Source organism: Sphingomonas swuensis (assembly GCF_039538045.1).
Classification (GTDB): Bacteria; Pseudomonadota; Alphaproteobacteria; order Sphingomonadales; family Sphingomonadaceae; genus Sphingomicrobium; species Sphingomicrobium swuense.
Genome location: NZ_BAABBQ010000001.1, coordinates 960,369 through 977,647, shown reverse-complemented (window position 1 = coordinate 977,647; position 17,279 = coordinate 960,369). Strand labels below are relative to the sequence as shown.

Genomic DNA, 17,279 nt, shown 5'->3' with positions numbered 1-17,279 from the left:
TTCCTACGGTTAGGAGCCTTGCGACACCCCTTTACCCTGGGAACTTCGAGAACTTCGCCGCGCCGCCGGACCCTCGCACCCGGTGAACTTCGAGAACTTCGGCCCATTGCGCCGCTGTTTTCGTATCCCCATGGACACAGGCGTGACCGCCCTGCCGATCCATGCCGTCCTGCCCGAACTGCTCGCCGCGCTGCGCGCCGGGCCGCGGGCGCTGCTGATCGCGCCGCCAGGGGCGGGCAAGACCACAGCGGTCCCGCCCGCCCTGCTCGCCGAGCCCTGGTGCACCGGCCAGCTGCTGCTGCTGGTCCCGCGCCGGCTCGCGGCCCGTGCCGCGGCCGAATATGTCGCCCGCCAGATGGGGGAGGAGCCGGGCGCCACGGTCGGCTACCAGACGCGGCTCGACAGCAGGGTTGGTCGCGACACCCGGCTCATCGCCATGACCCATGGCGTCTTCCTTTCGCGCCTCCAGGCCGATCCGGAGCTTGGCGGCGTCTCGGCGGTGCTGTTCGACGAGGTCCACGAGCGCAGCCTCGACAATGACCTCGCGCTCGCCCTCACCCTCGATGCCGCCGGCGCGCTCCGCCCCGACCTCCGCCTGCTGGCCATGTCGGCGACCCTCGACGGAGAGCGCTTCGCCCGGCTGCTGGGCGACCCGCCGCTGGTCCGGTCGGAGGGCAAGAGCTTCCCGTTGACGCTCCGCCACCTCGGCCGCGATCCCGCCGCACGGATCGAGCCGCAGGTCGCTGCCGCCTGCCGCCTCGCGCTTGCCGAGCAGCCGGGCGCCTCGGTCCTCGCCTTCCTCCCCGGAGTGGCCGAGATCGAGCGCACTGCCGACGCGCTCGGCGCCCTCCCCGCCGACGTCGTCCTCCACCGCCTCCACGGCCAGGTCGACCCCGCCGCCCAGCGCCAGGCCCTGAAGGCACCCGATCCCGGCACCCGCAAGCTGGTCCTCGCCACCTCGATCGCCGAGACCAGTGTCACCCTCGACCATGTCGCCGCGGTGGTCGACAGCGGCCTTGCCCGCCGCCCTCGCTACGACCGCGGGGCCGGGCTCACCCGCCTCGTCACCGAGCGCGCCGCCCAGTCCGCCGTCATCCAGCGCGCCGGGCGCGCCGCCCGCCAGCGGCCCGGCACCGCCTACCGCCTGTGGGAGGAGGCAGCGACCAGCGCGCTGCCCGCCCACGACCCGCCCGAGATCCTCGAGGCCGACCTCTCCAGCCTGCTCCTCACCTGCCTGTTGTGGGGCGAGACGGACCCCGCCTCGCTGCCCTTCCTCGATCCGCCGCCCGCCGCTGCCATCGCCGAGGCCCGCGCCCGCCTCCACGTGCTCGGCGCGACCGATGCCGACGGCCGGGTCAGCGACCACGGCCGCGCCATCGCCCGGCTCCCGCTCGAGCCTCGCCTCGCCCACATGCTGGTCGAGGGCGCCGCCCGCGGCCTCGCCGCCGATGCCGCCGACGCCGCGGTCCTCCTCACCGAGCGCGGGCTGGGCGGCAACGATCCCGACCTCGACCTCCGCCGTCGACGCTGGCGCTCGGACCGCGGCCGCCGCGCCGATGCCGCGCGCGGGCTGGGCAGGCGCTGGCTCAAGCAGGTCCCGTCAGGCCACGGCGGAGGCGGCGACGCACTCGCCATGGCCGTCGCCCTCGCCTTCCCCGACCGCCTGTCGCGCCGCCGCGACCCCTCGGGCGAGCAATGGCAGTCGGTCGGCGGGCGTGGCTTCCGGCTCGATCCCGCCTCGACCCTCGCCTCGGCCAAATGGCTCGCCGTGGCCGAAGTGGCAGGAAGCGCCGCTGGAGCGCGGATCCTCTCCGCCGCCGCGATCGACGAGGCCGACGTCCTCGCCCTCTTCGCCGACCGGATCGAGGTTCGCCACGACGGCGCCTTCGATCCCGCCACCGCGAGCGTGACCCCGACCCGCAGCCGGCGGCTTGGCGCCATCCGCCTTTCCTCGGGCCCGGACTCGAACCCCGATCCCGCAGCAATCGCCACCGCCCTGGTCGAGGGCGTGCGCAGCCACGGCCTCGCCCTCTTGCCGTGGGGCGAGGACGCGCAGGCACTTCGCGCCCGGGCCGCCTTCGCCCGCCCCTTCGCGCCCGACCTTGCCGACCTGTCCGACGCGGCGCTGCTCGAGCGGCTCGACGAGTGGCTCGCCCCGATCGTCGCCAACCGCCGGAGGCTTGGAGACATTGCTCCCGGCGCGCTCACCCAGGCGCTCCACGGGCTGCTCGGCTGGGACGGCCAGCAGCGCCTCGACAAGCTTGCCCCGAGCCACTTTCGCTCGCCCGCCGGCGCCGGGCACCCGATCGACTATGCCGCGGCCGGCGGACCGACCATCGAGGTCCGGGCCCAGGCGCTGTTCGGCCTGTCCGCGCACCCGATGGTGGGGGGCGAACAAGTCCCGCTGACCCTCGCCATCACCTCGCCCGCGGGCCGCCCGATCCAGACCAGCCGCGACCTTCCGAGTTTCTGGGCGGGAAGCTGGCGCGAGGTCGCCAAGGAGATGCGCGGCCGCTACCCGCGCCACCCCTGGCCCGACGATCCCGCCTCGGCCTCGCCGACCCTTCGCGCGAAGCCGCGGTCTTGATTTCGCCGATGGCTTCCGCCACCTCGCAGCCCATGCCGACCGCCCGCATCATCGAGACCGATCGCAAGACCACCCAGTCCGGCCGCGCCAAGGCGGGCAAGTGGACCCTCGAGTTCGAGAGCGACCGCGCCCAGCGCCACGATCCGCTGACCGGCTGGGTCGGCAATGCCGATACAAGGGTCCAGGTCCGCCTCGCCTTCGCGACTCGCGAGGCCGCGATCGCCTATGCCGAGAAGCACGGTTTCGACTATCACGTGGTCCTCGCGCCGCCGGTCAAGCTCAAGCTGCAGGCCTACGCCGACAATTTCCGCTAGGTCGAAAACACAATCTAGGTTATCGTTGCGGAGCCGGATCGTTCCCTAGGGGGGAACGCTGGTGTCGTCACGCCAACTGCTGCTCGTCATCGGCACCCGGCCCGAAGCCATCAAGCTCGCGCCCGTCATCCATACGCTGATCGAGCGCGGGCATGAGCCTCGCATCGCGCTTACCGGCCAGCATCCGCACCTCGATCCCACCCTCTACGGTCTCGGCAACGTCCCGGCGGTGCGGCTGCGCTGCAAGGCGGGACCCGACCCCCGCCATCATGCCGAACTGGTCGCCGCCGCGCTCCAGCCCGAGCTTCGCGGGCCTTCCCGTCCCGACCTCTTGATCGTCCAGGGCGACACCTCGTCCGCGCTCGGCGGAGCGCTCGGCGCGGCGGCTGCGGCGGTTCCCCTCGCCCATGTCGAGGCCGGGCTCAGGAGCCATGACCTTGCCCTGCCCTGGCCCGAGGAAGGCAATCGGGTCGAGATCGACGCCTTGTCGGACCTGCTGTTCGCGGCGACCGAAGGCAATGCCGCCAACCTCCGCGAGGAGGGTCTCGGCGGCGAGATTATGGTCACCGGCAACACCGCCATCGACGCGCTGTTCCAGACGCTCGCCAGCCTGCCTCCGCGGCTGCTCGACGCGGGCGGGCTTCCGCGCTTGCTGGTGACCTGCCACCGGCGGGAGAATTGGGGCCTGGCCTTCACCCCCATCGCGACGGCGCTGGTCGAGCTTGCCCGCTCGCCTTTCCTTCGGATCGAGGTGGTCCTGCACAGCAATCCCGCCATGGCCGATGCCGCGCGGATGATGCTTGGCGGGCATCCGCGCCTTCGCCTACTGGCGCCGCTCGACCATCGCGGGATGGTCGCCGCGCTGCGCTCGGCCAACCTCGTCCTGAGCGACAGCGGCGGGATCCAGGAGGAAGCGCCAGCGCTCGGAATCCCCTTGCTCGTCCTGCGCTCGCGGACCGAGCGTCCCGAGGGGATCGCCAGCGGTAACAGCATGCTGGTCGGAAGCGACCGCGAGACCATCGTCCGCGAGGTCCGCAGGCTACTCGACGATCGCGCCGCCTACCGTGCGATGTCGATCCCTGCGCTCCCGTTCGGCGACGGTCAGGCCGCTCCGCGGATCGTCGACGGGATCGAGGAGTGGATGGTCCGGAGCGGTCGCCGCCAGGAACGGCAGATCGCGTGATTGACGAACGGCGGCCGCCCCGCCATAGGGCCCCCGCACGCTTCGCGCATGGCCCCTTCGTCTAGCGGTCTAGGACGTCGCCCTCTCACGGCGAAAACACGGGTTCGAGTCCCGTAGGGGTCACCATCCAAGCCTAAGGCTTGGAAAGCGTTGGATTTACGGCCTCTTTACCCATCATGTGTACAGAACATGGGTACAGAAACCGTGAAGAAGTCCAGCATGGCCACCCCCTTCGCCGACCCCCGTACGGGGCAGCTCTACTTCCGGCGCGCCATCCCCGAGCCGCTTCGGGCCGCGTTCGGCGGCATGCGTGAGCGGAAGATTACGCTTGGCACCAAGGATCCCGTGATGGCCAAGGAGCCATTCGCCAGGCTGAATGCCGAGTTCGAGCGCGATCTCGCCGAAGCCAGGCACAAGCTCGCAGAGGGTACGCTGCTCCCCACACCCGGTGCAGTCGTTCGGCGCTGGTGCGAGAGCGCACCGACAAACGGCGGGCTGTCGGGTCAGCAGCGACTGTTGCTTACCCTCATGGAACTGGATGCGGGTGTCGGCGGACGCTTCTCGGCCAACCCCAAGCAAATCTACCCGCCCGCAATCACTGGACCGGCGGTCAACACTGATTGGAATGCCGTGCTTGACGAGCCGTCTCGGTTCGCGGGCATCGTCACTGACGTCTACGGCGGCGAGGCCGAGCAGGTCGGCACCAACTGGATTCGATCTCTCTGGCACGAGTCCGGGAACGCCTGGCATCCTCACCTTCTGCAAGCCGCAGAACGGCTCCGGCGCTTCGTTCCTGAAGCTCAGCGCTTCTCCACCGAAGAGATCGCTAAGGCCCTGCTCGCCGTCCTAGATGAGCAGCGCCCGGCCGACGAAGACTTCAACCGTGCTCGGCTGGCCAAGCGGCGCCATCGCCCCAACCGGTCACGACTTCGCCCAAACATGCGGCTCAAGCAGCTGTTTGACGAGTGGGAAGACGGCAACAAACCCCGCCCGCAAACGGCGCTGGAGTATAGGGCCTCCGTTGATGACTTCATCGACTTTGCAGGTGATATCCCGGTATCGGCGATCGACGCCGACTTGCTTTTCGACTATCGCGACGAAGCAGCGCGGCTGCCCAGCACAATGCCCCGTGCCGATCGTGCCCTCCCTTTTCGGGCTCGCGTGGAAAAGCACGGCGGCGGTACGCCTAAGTGTTCGCCGGCAACCCTGAAGAAGCGGATCGGCGCGCTTCAAGCGCTACTCACCTACGCCTTCCAGCAGCGCTGGACGGCGAGCAACAACGGCGTGGGCATCACCATCATTGGTTACTCAAAGACAAATAAGAACCGTCGCAGCTTGGAGGACCACGAACTCACGTTGCTGTTTGCTTGTCCCCTCTTTGTCGATCCGCGGTCGTGGAACTCACCGTCCCGGATTAGCGACGTCACCATCTTCTGGCTGTTCCTGATTGCTGCGACGACCGGGGCTCGGTTGGAGGAAGTCGGGCAGGTGGCGCTCGCCGACATCCGCCGTGACGGTGACATCGTCTATCTCGACATCAGCGACTATGCGCTTCTAGAGGACGGAGAAGAGAAGAGCGTCAAGAACCCGGAGTCGAGGCGTCTCGTGCCCGTCCATGCCAACTTGGTTGCGATCGGCTTCCTCGCCTATTGCAATGCGCTTGCTGCAGCCGGGCACCGGCAGCTTTTCCCCGACCTAAAGGAGAACAAGGTCGGAAAGAAGACCAAGGAAGCCAGCCAACGCATCAACCGCATCGTGGACCGATACGTGTCCAAGGATAAGCGGCTCGTCTTCTACTCGCTCCGGCATACCTTCAAGGCCAAGGGTAACGAGGCCAATCTGACATCCAAGACCCTCAACCAGATCTGCGGGCATGCGCTGGTCCACGTCGGCGAGCAGTATGGCTCCGAGCCTCGCATCCGGAACTTGTACAGGGAACTCCATCGCATCGACTTCTCGTGCATCGATTGGGAGGCGATCAGGCAGGCGGTGTCCGGCTTGAATTGGAGTGAGGTCCTGCGCCGCGGCAAGCCGGATGACTGATGATTTTCAGTCGGTCGTCGAGCCGTCTTTGTACTCGCGGTAGAGACGGACGATCTCCGACTTCGCTAGGCTCGGGTTGCCGGCGACATTGCCGACAACACTGGCGAAATCGAGCTGCTTCATGATCGTCTCGACCTCTCCCTTGATGAAATAGTGAGATGACGGACTCATGTTGAGGTCGTGATGTACACGCCCGGCATTGGCGCCAACGCGCTGGATAGCAAAGTCGGCTAGCTCCGGCTTGGTAAACTTGAAGTCGGGGTGAGTGGTCTCCGTGCGCTGCAGCTCCCGCTTGTAAGGGCGGCGTTCCCAAATTTGGAAGACAGCCGGCACGTGGAATGGCTCGTACCGGAAGAGGAAAGCGTTCTCAGGCACCGGCACCTCGCAAATGCGATGGAATGCATTGTCGAGACGGTTCTCAATCGAAGCTTTCCGAACGGACGCTGGCATAATGAATGCGATCACATCCCCTGCGCGAGCGGCGCGATTGAAGAACGCAACAGCCATGCTGGCATTCTTACCGAACGGAGGGTTTCCGATGATGGCTGTTGGCCGATCGCGCGGGAGATCGACAGCGAGGAAGTCAGCACGTTGAACGCCTGGATATCTCGGATCTAGATCGTAACCAAGGCTATCCGGCGGCAGCAGCGCCGCCAATTGCCGGATGGTTCCGGACAGCGCGGCGACGATTGTCACCAAGCTCGCGCGCGGTTCAAAGGCCAACGTGCTTGAGACTGGTAACGGATGGACCAAAGTAGAAGCCGGTGCGGCCGTATGCTGGGTCTCAACTCCCCTTCTAAGCGACGTGAAGCCAATCGATCCAGTCGAGCCTGTCCCCGATCCGAGCAGTCTCTCGCCGAGCCAGAGCCTTGGCCTTTACGCGGGCGCAGCGGACGCATCGAGGCGCCAATCGCGACCTGGCACCTCCTCGCACCGATCATCATCAACTCGCTCTCGCCCACGCTCACACAAGCGGTTCTACGAAGACGCTGGATGCCCTTGTTCGGGCGACCGCGTCTGCATAGGCCCGCGGGGAGGACGCTATTGCATCACGTCGGGTGGCAACAAGCGATACGGCGTTTGACAGTAATCGACGTTGCCGGCGCGTGGCTCTCAAAGCACGGGTGCTCCCAAGAAGGTGATCTCCTCCGCACTTCATCAAGCTTTTGTTGAAGCTCCCCGGGTAACGCGCTTAGCTGACAGTGTAGATTCAAGCGGGGGTAAGTATGTCCAACGAGTTCGAACAAGTGGCTTTCGGTGGTGCCGAGTTTGCGGAAAACCCCGAGCCGCGTTGCCCATGCCTCCTCCTTCTAGACACGTCCGGCTCGATGAGCGGTCAGCCCATCAACGAGCTGAACGCTGGCCTCACGACCTTCCGCGACGAGCTCAATGCCGATGCGCTGGCTGCCAAGCGGGTCGAGGTCGCTATCGTCACTTTCGGTCCGGTTGAGGTCCAGTCTGACTTCACGTCGGTTTCTAACTTCTTCCCGCCTGAACTGCAGGCTGGTGGCGTGACCCCAATGGGTGAAGCCATTGAGCGTGGTCTCCAGATGCTGGAGGCTCGCAAGAACGAGTATCGAACGAACGGCGTGTCCTATTATCGTCCCTGGATATTTCTCATAACCGATGGCGCTCCGACCGACTCCTGGCAGCGTGCCGCGGAGCAGGTGAAGGCTGGTGAAGCAGCCAAGCGCTTTATGTTCTATCCGGTGGCGGTGCAGGACGCCGACCTGCAGATTCTGTTACAGCTATCCGTCCGCGAGCCGTTGAAGCTGAAAGGCCTCGCTTTCGGCGAGCTGTTCAGGTGGCTCTCGAGCTCGCTGAGCTCGGTCTCGCGGTCAAACACGGATGATCAGGTTCCGCTCCAAAATCCAACCGCTCCCAACGGCTGGGCCGTAGCCGGCTGACGTGACCGCCTGGTCCTGGGCTGCCGCGAGTGTTCGCGGCACCTCGCATGTAAAAAATGGCACCCGCTGCCAGGACGCCAACCAGTGCAAGCAGGTAGGCGAAACCCTCGTAGCAATCGTCGCCGATGGGGCGGGAAGCGCTGAATTCGGCGGCGAGGGCGCAAGCCTCGTTGCCCGAACCATCATGCGCAGGGCCGAGCAAAGTTTGGCTGCCTCGCCTACCCTTCCGACGGAGGAGACGCTCTGGTCCTGGCTGGACGAGGTGCGTGATCTCCTTGCCTTGGCCGCGGAGCGCCGCGGATCGGTTCCACGCGCCTTTGCTTCGACGCTTATCGCTGTGCTGGCCAATCCGACCGAAACGCTCGTGCTGCATATTGGCGACGGCGCTGCCATCATGAAGTTCGCCGCCGAAGAGGAGTGGTCAGTGCCGCTGTGGCCGGCGCATGGAGAGTATGCCTCTACCACCTACTTTGTGACCGACGATCCCAGTCCTCAACTCCGGTTCGAGCGATTGGGCAAGGCGGCATCCGCGCTGGTCCTGATGACAGATGGGCTGGAGCGCCTCGCCCTGGACTTCAGCGCCAAGACGCCGTTTGCGCCATTCGTCACCAACATGGTGCGTCCGCTCGAGAGCAACGCTGGAACAGGGCGGAACGGAGATCTTTCGCTCCAGCTAAGGAGCTATCTCGACAGCGAGAAGGTGAACAGCCGCACGGACGACGACAAGACACTGGTCATTGCCGTTCGCCGATGAATAAGCCAGTCCTCTTCCGCTTCGACGGCACACAGCTGGCGCTTGGCGATCGTCTTGGTCGAGGCGGTGAAGGGGAAGTCTACGCGCTTGCCAACGACAATGCCCGCGCGGTGAAGGTCTACTCAGGTAATGGCGCCAGAGAACGTCATGAAAAGATCCTGGCGATGGTGGCAGCTCGCCTATCGGAGCTCACCACCCTCGCTGCCTTTCCGATCGATCCTGTTCGGAAGCGCAATGGCGAGTTCGCCGGCTTCATCATGCGCAAGGTCAGTGGTCATAAGGCACTGTTCGAGCTCTACTCACCAGGAGCCCGCAAGAGCAGCTTTCCACAGGCGAATTACCCGTTTCTGGTCCGAACCGCGTCTAACTTCTCCAAGGCAATCGGCGCCGTCCATGCGAGCGGCTGCGTCATTGGCGACATCAATCCCTCCGGCATCTTCATCGCTGATGACGCCAAGGTCACGTTGATCGATGCGGACTCGTTCCAGCTCAGCCAGGGTGCAAAGCGCTTTCTCTGCAAGGTCGGAGTTCCCGATTACACGCCGCCCGAACTGCAAAGCATGTCGCTGGATGGCACGGTCAGAACGACCAATCACGATAACTTCGGCCTAGCCATTGTCGTCTTTCAGCTCCTTTTCATGGGCCGCCATCCATTCTCGGGATCCTACTCGAAGGGCGAAATGCCGATCGAGAAAGCGATCCGTGAGTTTCGCTTCGCTTATGGCAAGCGGCCCGTCGGCATGGTGCCACCTCCAGGGGCGCCGCTCTTCAAGCACTTCCCGCCAGCACTGGGTGGCGCATTCGAAGCTGCCTTTGGACCTGCCGCGAGCAGACCGAGCGCGAAAGACTGGATTGGTCTTCTCGACCAGCTGACTCGTGGTCTGAAGGGCTGCCGGGACAATAGCCTCCATCACTATTGGCAAGGCTCGCCTGAATGCCCGTGGTGCCGAATGGAACGGACGCAGGGCATCATGCTGTTCCTGCCTCCCTTCAAGGCAGCGTCACCGAGCGCCCCATCTCCAAGCAGTATCTCCTTCAATCTCGAGGCAGTTTGGCGAGCGATCGAGGCAATCGCACCCCCAGGTGCCTGCCCGCCAACCCCGAGGCTTCACGACATCTCGCCCGAGCCCTCGGCAGAAGCACGACGCCTTCGAGCCGAGGCCTGGAAGCAGAAAGGGCTGGGTGCTGGAGCAGTTGCACTCGCCGGCGCCATCCTGCTGGCAAGCCCTGGGCTGTGGATCTTCTACATTCCGGCCGGTTGGTTCGGCCTCGCGCGACTGTTCGGCTGCGCGGGTGACGTAGGCGGCCTCAAGGGCCAGCGCAGCAACCTTGACCGGCAATGGACAAGAGCCCTTGGCGATTGGCAGAATCGCTGCGGTAACGAGCCCTTCAGCAAGCTCAAGGCAGATCTTTATAAGGACAAGCAGGCCTATCAGGGCCTTTCCGCTGAGCTCAACCAGCGCCTTCAGTCTTATCAGCAGAACCGGCGGACCACTCAGCTCGAAGCATTCCTGAATGGCTTCTACATTCGAAGAGCGCAAATACCCGGCATCGGTCCGGCCAAGACGTCGACGCTTGCTTCCTATGGCTTCGCAACCGCAGCCGACATTACCACGCCGCACCGCATCGAACAGGTGCCAGGCTTCGGTCCGTCGAATGCCTACAAGCTGATTGCATGGCGGCGGCGCCTCGAAGCCCAATTTGCCTACAATCCCAACCCTAATCAGGCTGACCAGGTTCAACTCAACAACATCAAGTCAGACATAAGCCGAAAGGAAGTCTCCCTTCGGCAGAAGTTGGCCGACGGACAGGCAGCCTTGACCAGGGCTGCCCAGCAGGCGCTCTCCTTACGTCAGGCGCCCGACGCTCAGCTTCAGAAGCTGCACGAGCACAAGCTGCAGCTCGATGCGGACATCAAGCACGTTCACGGCTCATTCTCAGCCCCAATCGGCTGGGGGGCTGCCATATTCGCCATCATCGCCGTGCTCGTCGCCATCGGAAGCTGGACGCCTACAGCGCCCGTGGTTCAAACCTCCAACACTTCGACCAGCCTCACTCCTCCCGTTCCAAATGGCTTTGCGCCGGTCGACGCTTCTGACGAGGGCACGGGACCAGACCAAGTCACTCCTGAAGAAGAGTCGGCAGCCAGTTCTCACTACGCAGTGCGCGAGACGAACGTGAGGTTTCGTGCCAGCACTTCGACACCCATTATTGGCAAGCTTCCACGCGGAGCCCAAGTGATGGGAGTGGAGGTAACGCCGGAAGGCGAAACCAAGAAGTGGCTGAAGATCACGTCGGGACCCTACAAGGGCTATTACGCGTCGGCAGAGTGGAACCTATCTCTGAACGAACGGCCATCGCTCGATACAAGCGCTACCGGTCAACGGGTAATCAACGAGAGCATTTCGGCCCTCCGCGAACCCGATCCGGAGGCCGAAACCGTCAAGGAGCTGGTTGCGGGCACGCCGGTGACCCTGATCGGGTTGACGCCAGACGGCTATGCAGAAGTGTCGCTCAAGGGCGGCACGATCGTCTACGTCCCGCCCTCATTCCTAGGCGATCCTGCTTCAACATACGAAAACCCGTCGACCGGCGTGGACGGCGGACCAGGTGTCCCGCTGGGCCAAGCGGTCACGGCGCCTGTCCCGCATCAGGCCCTTGCATCACTGATTACAGCAGACGATTACCCCGCAAGCGCTCTCTACGCCCGGCAAGAGGGCAAGGTCAGAGTCTCGATCGACGTGGATGAGCGTGGCGGCGTATCGGACTGCACCATGATCGTGAGCAGTGGATTTCCCCTGTTGGACAACGCGACTTGCCGACTGATGCGGGCGAGAGCGAAGTTTGCGCCAGCCCAAGACGCAAGCGGCAATCCCGCCCCCTCCGCTACTACCGTGACCATATACTGGACGCTGCCGAGGCTCGATTAGCTAGCGCAGGGAAGACTCAGCGAATGTCTGCAACGGGTCGTAAGCGGACATCCTTAGTTTGGTCGAACGGCCGTCCGCTATACGAGTGCCCCTACCCGAAAGAGGACCGTCCGCTTTCCACCATGTGGTGCCACTTAAGCTAATCGAGGTGTGAACGTCAGCACCGGGGGCGCCTCCTGACCACAGCCCAAGGCCCACAAGTGGACTGACTGACTACCACTGTCGCAGCAGCGTAACGGCGTCACTCCTGCAGCTTAACCTGTGCATCAGCGAACCATACCCGCCTGATGACGCCATCAACTACTTCGTAGGTTGCCGAAGCATGAAACGGCGGTTTGGCCGGGTCGAGCGAGCAAACTTCCTGGTCGATGACGAAGCGGCCTTCAACCATCCGCTGCGCTCCGCGACAATGAATTGCCGGGAACTTCTGGAATATGTCGCCATAGATTTTGCGCATCGCGGCTTTGCCCTCAATGCTTGGCTTCGTCGTAACCGGCAGGTCATAGACCTGCACGTTCTCGGCATAGGTCGCAAGAAAGTTATCCAGGTCTCGTGAGTTATAGGCCTGCAGCTGCCTCTCAACCACCAGCTCGGGACTGCTCGGCAACAGCTGCGAAGGACGATACGCAACGCCGCGGCTCCACACCTGCGAGATGCGGCTCAGATTGGAAACGCTCTTCAGAGGATCAGCATCAAGGATCAGCAGGTCGGCACGGTAATTGGGTGCCAAGACCCCGATGTCGGGCCGAGCTGAATAAGCGAACGCTGCATCTCTGGTGGCAGCAGTCAGAACCTGAGACGGGGTGAGCCCCGCCTGCGAAAGCATCTGCAGCTCACGATGAAGCGCTGGACCATGAAGAGTACCGATGTTTCCCGCATCGGTGCCAGCGGCAAGTCGGCCACCGGCCCTCAACAAAGCCAGCGCATTAGCCGAGACTTGTGGGACCGGATCGGCCGGATAGCGGGCAGTCGCTCGCTCGATCACTCCATGCGGCATCTCGTAAAGCGAGGCGAGAATGTTCGGATCAGAGTTGCCGCGCTCGATAGCCGTAAGCTGCACTTGGCCAAGGAACGCATCGCGATAGCCCTCATGCACCATCAAAGTGCTGACGTAGACTGCGTTGTTCGCCTTGAGCTTCGCAATGAAGGCAGGGGTTAGTGGTGCATCTTCCACACTGTGCACCAGCACGTCGGCGCCGCCATCCAGAGCAGCCTCTGCGGTCTCGAGGCGAGTGGCGTGGACAGCAACTCGAACCCCTGCTGGACGTGCAACCGCGACGACCGCACGAGTAATGTCTCGAACTCTGGCGCTGCCTTCAGGACCTGACCCGATCCCCCAAATCTTGATTAAGTCCGGCTTGCGCTGCAGCTGGGCCCTCGCAAGCTCAGCCGCTTCTCTCGGCGACGCAGCCGAGACGATGATTGGCTCACCCCAGTCCAGCTTCGTGGTTTCAGGGGCAGGCTCAGTTGCAATCAAGGCACCCGCGACGGCGACGCGAGGCGCTGTCACGCCGCTCGAGGCACGATTGCGGACCTCATAGATCCATAGCGGTCCACCGGCATCCACAACGGTTGTGACGCCGCTCGCTAGGTATCGTCTGAACGTCTCGTCTAGCCGTGCCTTCGATTGCTCTACATCCTGCTTGTACGGAATGACTTTCGTGAGATCGATGGCGTCCGGTCGCGTGTAGATGCTTCCTGATTGCGAGAAATGGACATGGGCGTCCACCAGTCCTGGCGTGATCCACTTGCCCCGGACATCGATCCGGCGGGCGTTGGAAGGGATGCGAACGGCATCTTTGCTACCAACCGCCGTAATCCTGTCTCCATCAAGCAAGACGACTCCGCCTTCGATGGGTTTACTGCCGGTTCCATCAACGATTGTACCTCCGACTAAAGCGACGGGTTCGGCTTGTGTCGGAACTGCTGATCCCAGCAGAAGCATTGCAATCGCGGCTTGCGCCTTCTTCATGAGCCCCCCCCGAAGCTGCCAGCTTCAGCGGCTATAGCTGCGTGGCGGCGCACGCCCAAGTCAAGAACTATGAAAGGTCTGGCTCGGGTCGTGTGCGGACGCTCTCGAGGTAGCTGAACGAACGTCCGCTTACGCCTCCGGGTCACCCGAAAGCAGCCCTTCCACTTACCACCAGCGGCTGACGCAGGGTCTGGCCAACCTGAGTGTCGGCAATTGGCCGGTAGCAGAACGTCCACTGTTATCATCTTCGCTTCACATTCAGACGTCCTGGTGAAGTTGTCAGCGGGCAATCATTGCCATGCGGACGAGGTCGGAGAGCGTCTTTGCCTGCATCTTCAGCATGACGTTAGCGCGGTATACTTCAACGGTCCGGGCGCTGATGCTGAGGTCGAAGGCGATGACCTTGTTGGCGGCACCGGCGACCAGCGCGTCCATGACTTCATGCTCACGGCCAGATAGCGTGGCGATTCGGTCATGGATGGCTTGCCGCTCAGCTTGCGCTGCCTGCCCTTCTGCTTGCTGGGCAAGAGCTTTCCGGATGGCCGACAGGAGCAGCTCGTCGTCAAACGGCTTTTCAATGAAGTCGCTGACACCTGCCTTCATGGCCTGAACGGCAAGCGGAACGTCCGCGTGACCAGTGATCATCACGACCGGCGCAGTGGCGCCGCGGCGCTTCAGTTCTTCGGCGAGTTCAAGCCCGCTCGTACCGGGCATGCGAACATCGGTGATGATGCAGGCGCCGCCAAGCGGCGGCGAAGCGCGAAGGAAGGCGTCGGCCGAGGAGAAGGATCGAACCCTGACGCCATTGCAATCGAGCAGAAATTCAAGGGACTCCCGCGCGCCCTGATCATCGTCGATCACGTAAACAATCGCGCCCGCGCCTTCACTCTCCATCGTGCAGATCCTCTTCCCGGACGCGTTGCAGGGTGAAGCCAAATTGTGCGCCGCCGCCATCGCGCGGGACCGCCCAGATGCGCCCGCCATGCGCCTCAATGATGGTTCGCGAGATCGACAGGCCGACGCCCATACCCGTCCTCTTGGTGGTGATAAATGGCTGAAACAAGCGCTCAGCGACGTCGGGGTCGATACCACGACCGCTGTCGGACACTGTGACGAGTGCCATCTCACCATCTGCGGGTTCGATGGCGATTACTAGGTCGCGCTCGAGCGAAGAATATTCCGACAAGGCATCCACGGCGTTGCGGACGAGGTTCAAGACCACCTGCTGAATCTGGACCCTGTCAGCAAGCACCAGGTCGACTTCCGACGCGAAGGCGTAGCGCACCTTGATGCCGTGCTCCTTGGCGCCGACCAGCGCGAGGGCACTCGCCTCCTCGACGAGCTTGGGCAGGCTCTCGATGGTGCGCTCGGTCTCGCCACGAGCGACGAAGTCTCGCAGACGCCGGATGATGTCACCGGCGCGAAGGGCTTCGCCGGCGGCGCGATCGACCGCATCGGCCACCTTGGCCTGCGGGACTTCATCGCGGGCAAGGAGCATCCGGCTGCCTTTGAGGTAGTTAGCGATGGCGGACAGTGGCTGGTTGAGCTCATGCGCGAGCGCGGAGGCCATCTCCCCGAGCGCCGTCAGCCGGGACACATGGACCAGCTCATTTTGCAGCTCCTGAAAATGGGCTTCGGCTTGCTGGCGCTCGGTCAGGTCACGAATGAAGCCGGTGAAGAAGCGCTCGCCAGCAGCTTTCATCTCTCCAACCGCTAGCTCGAGCGGGAAGGTTGATCCGTCCTTGCGCTCGCCGACCACGACCCGACCGATCCCGATGATGCGCTTCTCGCCGGTCTCGTAATAGCGGGCAAGATATCCGCCGTGCGCGGCACGGTGCGGCTGCGGCATCAGCAGGCTGACATCGCGCCCAGTCACTTCAGCTGCGGTCCAGCCGAAGGTGCGCTCGGCAGCGGGGCTGAAGTCGCGGATCAGCCCGGCGTCGTCGATCACCACCATTGCGTCTGGCACCGTGTCGAGAATGGAGCGGAGGTGCGCCTCGCGCCGTGCCAGGCTTGCGGCGGCCGCTTCCGTTTCGACCCGGGCGCGCTGGAACCACTCGCCCCCGATCGCCACCGCGAGACCAATCACGACAAAGGCGGCAGAGGCAATCAGGCTGCCCCCAGTAACCGGCCCTGTCAGCCAGTCGCACCACAGGCCCGTCATTGCGCCGATAACGGCTGCCACTGTGCCCGCCCTAACTCCGGACAAGGCGCTCGCAACCACCACGCCGGGTACGAAAAAGATGAAGGTGGCGCGCTGGCCAAGCTCGTCCGCGAAAAGCAAGCGGATCGCCGCCGCACCACCGATCGCTACGAAGGTGAGTGCGAGCGCCACTGGCACCGACAATCGCGGCAAGAACCGGCTGGCGAAACGCGCCCCGCGCGCCTCCGGTAAATCCCTTAGGGGACAGACCGTAGGGACATCATCCAAATCGTGCTGCTCCCTCCAGGCGCCTAAAGCCCTCCTATCGGCGGCACGACAGACGATAAAGCCGCGAGTTGGAGAAGTTTCCATGACTGCACCGTTTATCGACCTCAGCGTCCACCATCAGCCGAAGGGCCTGTCGGACCGGATCGCCTACGGCTTCACCAAGATGCTGCGCTGGACCGCCGACACCTTCTTCGCCGAACGCTACGGCCACCGTGCAGTGGTTCTGGAAACGGTTGCGGCGGTACCAGGAATGGTCGGCGCGACCATCAACCACCTCGCCTGCCTGCGCCGCATGTGCGACGACAAGGGCTGGATCAAGACGCTCATGGACGAAGCCGAAAACGAGCGCATGCACCTGATGACCTTTATCGAGATTTCGAAGCCCACCCTGTTCGAGCGGGCGGTGATCATCGGGGTGCAGTGGGTCTTCTACCTGTTCTTCTTCGCGCTTTACCTGGTCAGCTCGAAGACGGCGCACCGGGTGGTGGGCTATTTCGAAGAAGAAGCGGTGATCAGCTACACCCACTACCTTGCCGAGATCGACGAAGGACGCAGCGAAAACGTGCCGGCACCCGAGATCGCCAAGCGCTACTGGAACCTGGCCGACACGGCGACCCTGCGTGACGTGGTCCTGGTGGTCCGGGCCGACGAAGCCCATCACCGCGACGTCAACCACGGCTTCGCCAACGAGATCGCCGGCCTGCCCGTCGGCAAGATCGCCGAATGCCCGCCCCACGCCGAGCTCCAGCCCAACTGGAAGCAGGCGGCCTGAAGACGCTCGAAGAGGAGAACGGGACATGCTGCCAACGCCGGAGATCCATCTCTTTGTTGCCGACGCAGCGGTCCTGTCCTCGCTCGAATTCGCTCTTGCCATTCAGGGCTTTCGGGCCTTGGACGGCTCATTGCCGGACGACGACCTTACCACTGCCGCAGCGATCGTGATCGATGCGGCAACGGTGCCGACCGCGCTTCAGCTGCTGCAAAGATTGCGCAGCAGAGGCTGCTCCGTCCCCGCCTTATTTCTTGTCACCAATCCGACCAGACGGGACCGCAAGCAGGCGCAGGCAAAAGGTGTCGCTATCGTCGAAAAGCCACTGCTTGGTGACGATGTGAGCCGGGCGCTCCACCATCTCCTCACGCTTGAAAAGGCCGCCTGAC

Annotated in this window: 14 protein-coding genes and 1 tRNA gene; 11 read left to right on the top strand and 4 right to left on the bottom strand. The window is 63.9% G+C overall.

The annotated features are described in order from the left end of the window. Positions 1-130: 130 nt before the first annotated feature. The 5 genes from hrpB (at position 131) to ABD727_RS04890 (ending at position 6,127) form a co-directional block, all read left to right on the top strand. A complete protein-coding gene (hrpB, locus tag ABD727_RS04910) occupies positions 131-2,587 on the top strand; it encodes an ATP-dependent helicase HrpB (RefSeq protein WP_344706264.1) in 2,457 nt (818 codons plus the stop codon). A 32-nt stretch (positions 2,588-2,619) separates the two neighbouring features. Continuing rightward, positions 2,620-2,901 (top strand): ETC complex I subunit, encoded by a 282-nt coding sequence (locus ABD727_RS04905; protein ID WP_344706263.1) that lies wholly within the window; start codon positions 2,620-2,622, stop codon positions 2,899-2,901. Between the two features lie 61 nt (positions 2,902-2,962). After that, positions 2,963-4,084 (top strand): non-hydrolyzing UDP-N-acetylglucosamine 2-epimerase, encoded by a 1,122-nt coding sequence (gene wecB / locus ABD727_RS04900; protein WP_344706262.1) that lies wholly within the window; start codon positions 2,963-2,965, stop codon positions 4,082-4,084. 50 nt (positions 4,085-4,134) lie between these two features. Then, a tRNA-Glu gene (locus tag ABD727_RS04895) sits at positions 4,135-4,210 on the top strand. A 63-nt stretch (positions 4,211-4,273) separates the two neighbouring features. Then, a complete protein-coding gene (locus ABD727_RS04890) occupies positions 4,274-6,127 on the top strand; it encodes a DUF6538 domain-containing protein (RefSeq protein WP_344706261.1) in 1,854 nt (617 codons plus the stop codon). A 6-nt stretch (positions 6,128-6,133) separates the two neighbouring features. Here the strand turns inward: ABD727_RS04890 and ABD727_RS04885 are convergent, their stop codons facing one another. Next, complete coding sequence (locus ABD727_RS04885; protein ID WP_344706260.1) at positions 6,134-6,823, bottom strand: TRM11 family methyltransferase; 690 nt, start codon at positions 6,821-6,823, stop codon at positions 6,134-6,136. Here ABD727_RS04885 and ABD727_RS13940 point away from each other — a divergent pair. The 4 genes from ABD727_RS13940 (at position 6,792) to ABD727_RS04870 (ending at position 11,718) form a co-directional block, all read left to right on the top strand. Continuing rightward, positions 6,792-7,211 (top strand): SH3 domain-containing protein, encoded by a 420-nt coding sequence (locus ABD727_RS13940; RefSeq protein WP_425566759.1) that lies wholly within the window; start codon positions 6,792-6,794, stop codon positions 7,209-7,211. The genes ABD727_RS04885 and ABD727_RS13940 overlap by 32 nt on opposite strands. A gap of 142 nt (positions 7,212-7,353) precedes the next feature. Next, on the top strand, positions 7,354-8,034 hold the full coding sequence (locus ABD727_RS04880; RefSeq protein WP_344706259.1) for a vWA domain-containing protein: 681 nt from the start codon (positions 7,354-7,356) through the stop codon (positions 8,032-8,034). A 1-nt stretch (position 8,035) separates the two neighbouring features. Then, positions 8,036-8,788, top strand: a complete 753-nt coding sequence (locus tag ABD727_RS04875) for a PP2C family serine/threonine-protein phosphatase (RefSeq protein ID WP_344706258.1) — start codon at positions 8,036-8,038, stop codon at positions 8,786-8,788. Then, positions 8,785-11,718, top strand: coding sequence for a TonB family protein (locus ABD727_RS04870; protein WP_344706257.1), 2,934 nt, complete (start codon positions 8,785-8,787; stop codon positions 11,716-11,718). The genes ABD727_RS04875 and ABD727_RS04870 overlap by 4 nt, the downstream gene beginning before the upstream one ends. 241 nt (positions 11,719-11,959) lie before the next feature. Here ABD727_RS04870 and ABD727_RS04865 read toward each other — a convergent pair whose 3' ends face one another. The 3 genes from ABD727_RS04865 to ABD727_RS04855 form a co-directional block, all read right to left on the bottom strand. Beyond that, on the bottom strand, positions 11,960-13,690 hold the full coding sequence (locus tag ABD727_RS04865) for an amidohydrolase family protein (protein WP_344706256.1): 1,731 nt from the start codon (positions 13,688-13,690) through the stop codon (positions 11,960-11,962). Positions 13,691-13,969: 279 nt separating this feature from the next. Beyond that, positions 13,970-14,584, bottom strand: coding sequence for a response regulator FixJ (fixJ, locus tag ABD727_RS04860; RefSeq protein WP_344706255.1), 615 nt, complete (start codon positions 14,582-14,584; stop codon positions 13,970-13,972). Then, complete coding sequence (locus ABD727_RS04855; RefSeq protein WP_344706254.1) at positions 14,574-16,025, bottom strand: PAS domain S-box protein; 1,452 nt, start codon at positions 16,023-16,025, stop codon at positions 14,574-14,576. Before ABD727_RS04855 ends, fixJ begins: the two co-directional genes overlap by 11 nt. A gap of 178 nt (positions 16,026-16,203) precedes the next feature. On the opposite strand from ABD727_RS04855, the gene ABD727_RS04850 reads away from it, so the two are divergent. Next, positions 16,204-16,893, top strand: a complete 690-nt coding sequence (locus ABD727_RS04850) for an alternative oxidase (RefSeq protein ID WP_344706253.1) — start codon at positions 16,204-16,206, stop codon at positions 16,891-16,893. Between the two features lie 25 nt (positions 16,894-16,918). Beyond that, on the top strand, positions 16,919-17,278 hold the full coding sequence (locus ABD727_RS04845; protein WP_344706252.1) for a response regulator: 360 nt from the start codon (positions 16,919-16,921) through the stop codon (positions 17,276-17,278). The last annotated feature ends 1 nt before the right edge of the window (position 17,279 follow it).

What these genes read in the sequence shown, in the direction of transcription:
- hrpB (WP_344706264.1), top strand. Translation starts at nt 131, where the DNA reads ATGGACACAGGCGTGACCGCCCTGCCGATCCATGCCGTCCTGCCCGAA.
- ABD727_RS04905 (WP_344706263.1), top strand. Translation starts at nt 2,620, where the DNA reads ATGCCGACCGCCCGCATCATCGAGACCGATCGCAAGACCACCCAGTCC.
- ABD727_RS04890 (WP_344706261.1), top strand. Translation starts at nt 4,274, where the DNA reads ATGGGTACAGAAACCGTGAAGAAGTCCAGCATGGCCACCCCCTTCGCC.
- ABD727_RS13940 (WP_425566759.1), top strand. Translation starts at nt 6,792, where the DNA reads ATGGTTCCGGACAGCGCGGCGACGATTGTCACCAAGCTCGCGCGCGGT.
- ABD727_RS04880 (WP_344706259.1), top strand. Translation starts at nt 7,354, where the DNA reads ATGTCCAACGAGTTCGAACAAGTGGCTTTCGGTGGTGCCGAGTTTGCG.
- ABD727_RS04870 (WP_344706257.1), top strand. Translation starts at nt 8,785, where the DNA reads ATGAATAAGCCAGTCCTCTTCCGCTTCGACGGCACACAGCTGGCGCTT.
- ABD727_RS04865 (WP_344706256.1), bottom strand. Translation starts at nt 13,690, where the DNA reads ATGAAGAAGGCGCAAGCCGCGATTGCAATGCTTCTGCTGGGATCAGCA.
- fixJ (WP_344706255.1), bottom strand. Translation starts at nt 14,584, where the DNA reads ATGGAGAGTGAAGGCGCGGGCGCGATTGTTTACGTGATCGACGATGAT.
- ABD727_RS04850 (WP_344706253.1), top strand. Translation starts at nt 16,204, where the DNA reads ATGACTGCACCGTTTATCGACCTCAGCGTCCACCATCAGCCGAAGGGC.
- ABD727_RS04845 (WP_344706252.1), top strand. Translation starts at nt 16,919, where the DNA reads ATGCTGCCAACGCCGGAGATCCATCTCTTTGTTGCCGACGCAGCGGTC.